Consider the following 3,732-nt stretch of genomic DNA (forward strand, 5'->3'; position numbering starts at 1 on the left):
ATTTAATTCAAAACAGAATCATAGCTGTGGGAAGTTAGGCGATTATTTTTAGCGAGCAATAGAAAGATATAATAATTGATAATCGAAGATGTTGAAAGTAATTAATATTGCGAATATAGTCAAGATATCTAACAGTATAAAAACTTTTTTATTCAAATAAATGGCTCTCCCGCAGTTCAGGTCACCAGATTTTGGATGACAGGATTAACTGCTCGGAAATGTTTTCTAAATCAAAGCTAATTTCTTCAGTTTGATTAGGGTAGAGATACCAGATCGCCATATAGTTGTATCGTTGGTGCTGTTAAACAGGTTACGGATAATTGGCTAGCCGAGCCAAAATTTGCTACAAAGTAAAAGAACTGCTAATACGTTAAATAATATGTTGAACAAAAATTTAGCGATCGCTACTGCCGGAGTGACGATCGCGCTTTCTACTGGTTTATTGCTTCCAAGCGCGACTGCGGCACAAAGTTTCGATCGCATTTACGTTTTTGGTGATAGTCTCTCGGATATTGGCAATGTTTACGAAGCTACTGACAAAGAAAATCCTCTCAGTCCGCCTTATTTTAAAGGGCGATATTCTAATGGCCCTGTTTGGGTAGAATATCTCGCCTCTGATTTGAAATTACCCTTAAATCTCAATAATAATTTTGCTTACGGAGGTGCTACAACTGGGAATTCTCAAAGTGTACCTCTGGGAGTGTTAGCGCAAATCGAAAAGTTTAAAGCCAGTAAATCTACTAGCGATCGCAATCCTCTTTATATTATATGGGCTGGTGCGAATGATTACCTGGGTGGTGGAATCGATACTACTGTACCTGTTAATAATTTAACCAGTGCGGTGAAGTCGATCGCCGCTGTTGGCGGTAAAAATATTGTTGTAGTTAATTTGCCGGATTTAGGTAAGCTTCCGGGGACGCGAACAACGGAACGCGCCACTTTACTCAGCAATTTGACTGCAAAGCATAACAGCGAATTAGCTGCTGCGATCGACAATTTGCGGCAGCAATTAAACCCAGATATCAAATTGAAATATTTAGATGTTAACTCTATCTTTAACCAAGTTAGCAGCAATCCAAGCAAATACGGCTTTACTAATGTAACCGAACCGTGTTTCAAAGTACCAATTAAATGCAGTAATCCCGATCGCTATTTATTTTGGGATAACATTCACCCCACAACTGCCGCTCATAAGTTATTAGTAGAGTTAGGCTCTCCTACGATAACAGATCGGCCAAAATCTTCTAATTTTTCTATTCCTTTATTTACGATAGTGCTGACAGCTTTGATTTTTAGTATTTTAGGTTTTGGCTTGATAGCAAAACGCCGGAAAAACAGTAAAAATAAATAAGATAATCTGCTATATCTTCTCTTCATTAGACAACATTTCCAAAACTTTACATCTTCCCATCGCCAGATCGAACATATGCAATCCGAAATGTCGGGAGAGTTCTTCGCAAACTTTCACACCGCGAACGCTGTTACCCCTTTCATCCAATAGAGGGGAAAACACAGCAATACCGATTTGATTGGGAACTACAACAATAATTCCGCCGCTAATGCCACTTTTGGCGGGAAGCCCGACTTTGTACGCCCATTCACCGGCATAGTTATACATCCCGCAGGTGTACATGACGCTGAGAATATCTTTAACATAAGAACTATCGACAGCTTGTTCTCCCGTGATGGGATTGATGCCGTTATTGGCTAAAGTCGCCGCCATCACTGCCAAATCGTGACAGTTAACCATTAAGGAACACTGCTGAAAATATAAGTCGATCGCTTCATCAATTTTTTCATCAATCATGCCAAAATGGTGCATGAGGTGCGCCATTGCCCGGTTGCGATGTCCGGTAGTTCGTTCTGACATAAAAACTGATATATCGATAAAAATATCGTTGTGACCGATATATCGCCGGAACATATCCAACATTCGATTCAAGCGTTCTGTTGGCCCCGCACCTTTGATTAAACTGGTAGTAGCGATCGCACCCGCATTCACCATTGGATTATATGGTCGTTTCGAGCTTTCATCTAAGACGATCGCATTAAATGCGTCTCCCGTCGGTTCCACACCAACTTTACTCAAAACATAATCCCGTCCCCGATCCTCAAGTACCATCCCATATACAAATACCTTAGAAATAGATTGAATTGTGAATAATTGATGGCAATCGCCCACCTCGAAAACCCGACCGTCCAACGCGATCGCACAGATACCGAACAAATCCGGGTTTGCCTTTGCCAGTTCCGGGATGTAAGTCGCGACCTTACCGTCCCGGAGTGACTGGTACTTGAGATGCAAGTCGTTCAAAAACGACTGAAATGGCGATGCGACAACCTCAGATGGGTTAATCTCTGCTTCCCGATTGTCTCCACTTGCCATAATCTTTAAGATCCTGCCCTTAAGAATCTCTCTTTTTTAAGAATATCTCCAATGGGCAACTGACTGATGATGGAATGGGAACAGAAAACTAAAAAATTACATCAATGCTGGAATTTATTGACCGATCTCTCGCGATTAATATAGGTATATTTTTGCTTTCAGCTTTGGCAATTGCCATCAGCGGTAGCTTGATGACGGCTATAGCCGATCGTCTCTCCGAAAAAACCGGATTGGGACAAGCGCTGATGGGTGCCCTATTTTTGGGATTTAGCACCTCCTTACCTGGGATTGTTACCTCGGTCACAGCTGCCGCCTCTGGCTATCCAGAACTGGCAATTAGCAACGCGCTGGGCGATATCGCCGCGCAAACGGCGTTTTTGGGAATTGCCGATATCACTTACCTAGAGGCTAATTTGGAATACGCAGCTGCTGATGCTGCTACCCTGACGCAAGGAACGCTGCTGATAGTTTTACTAGCTATTCCTTTACTGACGAGGGCTTATCCATCGGTTAATATTTGGGGAGTTCATCCCGCTTCGATCGCACTCGTAGCCACATATATTTTCGGTTTGCGTCTGGTCGCCGATGCACAAAATCTGCCCATGTGGAAACCCCAGCAGGCAGAAAAGACAAATGTTGAGGAACTGCAAGCAACCGAGTCGGATAGTCCGGGATTAATTAGTTTGTGGTTGCGTTTCTTTTTGCTAGCCCTCGTTCTTGGCATTGCAGGCTATGGAGTGGAAGAAGCGGGAGTCGCGATTGCCGACTCTACAAGTCTTTCCGAAAATGCTGTTGGCAGTCTCTTCACTGCCATATCTACCTCACTTCCGGAACTGGTGACAACAATAGCGGCTGTACAGCGTGGGGCTTATACTCTAGCAGTTAGTGGTGTTTTGGGTGGCAATAGCTTCGACGTATTAGTTTTAGCTTTGTGCGACTTAGTTTATCCCCACGGATCGATTTATCCAGCTTTGACGCAAGACAAAGTTTTCGTTCTTGCCTTAACTATCCTGATGACTGGGATTTTACTCTTAGGCTTGTTGCGTCGGGAAGAACATGGAATTGGCAACATCGGCTTTGAGAGTTTCTTCGTGCTGTTGCTGTATTTAGGTGGGTTTTTGCTGGTGTTTTTCTCTAGTTGATCCGTTCTAGGGGCTAGGGAAGAGGGGATAGCCCAGATGAATCTGGTGAAGCCAACAAAAGCTTCTCCAGATTAGGTTTTGATGATGAATAATTTGGGGATTGTAAGTAGTCGGACAAAAGTAATCGACACTGTATGAACTTTTGTTAAGGCACTTGCAGGAGTGCCTTCGCACAGCGTGCCGTAGGCATATCGTGCATCGGCA

Annotated in this window: 3 protein-coding genes; 2 read left to right on the forward strand and 1 reads right to left on the reverse strand. The window is 43.2% G+C overall.

All coding sequences use genetic code 11. The features are described from left to right. Positions 1–379: 379 nt before the first annotated feature. A complete protein-coding gene (locus H6S82_RS23400; RefSeq protein ID WP_190475574.1) occupies positions 380–1,351 on the forward strand; it encodes an SGNH/GDSL hydrolase family protein in 972 nt (323 codons plus the stop codon). 9 nt (positions 1,352–1,360) lie between these two features. Here the strand turns inward: H6S82_RS23400 and glsA are convergent, their stop codons facing one another. Continuing rightward, positions 1,361–2,386, reverse strand: coding sequence for a glutaminase A (gene glsA, locus H6S82_RS23405; RefSeq protein ID WP_190475576.1), 1,026 nt, complete (start codon positions 2,384–2,386; stop codon positions 1,361–1,363). Positions 2,387–2,490: 104 nt separating this feature from the next. Here glsA and H6S82_RS23410 point away from each other — a divergent pair, with 104 nt between their 5' ends. After that, positions 2,491–3,528 carry a sodium:calcium antiporter gene (locus tag H6S82_RS23410; RefSeq protein ID WP_190475578.1) on the forward strand — a complete coding sequence of 346 codons (1,038 nt, stop codon included), beginning with the start codon at positions 2,491–2,493 and terminating at the stop codon, positions 3,526–3,528. Positions 3,529–3,732 lie beyond the last annotated feature (204 nt).

The sequence above is a fragment of the Planktothrix sp. FACHB-1355 genome, assembly GCF_014748295.1.
GTDB classification, from domain to species: domain Bacteria; phylum Cyanobacteriota; class Cyanobacteriia; order Cyanobacteriales; family Aerosakkonemataceae; genus Aerosakkonema; species Aerosakkonema funiforme_A.

What these genes read in the sequence shown, in the direction of transcription:
- H6S82_RS23400 (WP_190475574.1), top strand. Translation starts at nt 380, where the DNA reads ATGTTGAACAAAAATTTAGCGATCGCTACTGCCGGAGTGACGATCGCG.
- glsA (WP_190475576.1), bottom strand. Translation starts at nt 2,386, where the DNA reads ATGGCAAGTGGAGACAATCGGGAAGCAGAGATTAACCCATCTGAGGTT.
- H6S82_RS23410 (WP_190475578.1), top strand. Translation starts at nt 2,491, where the DNA reads ATGCTGGAATTTATTGACCGATCTCTCGCGATTAATATAGGTATATTT.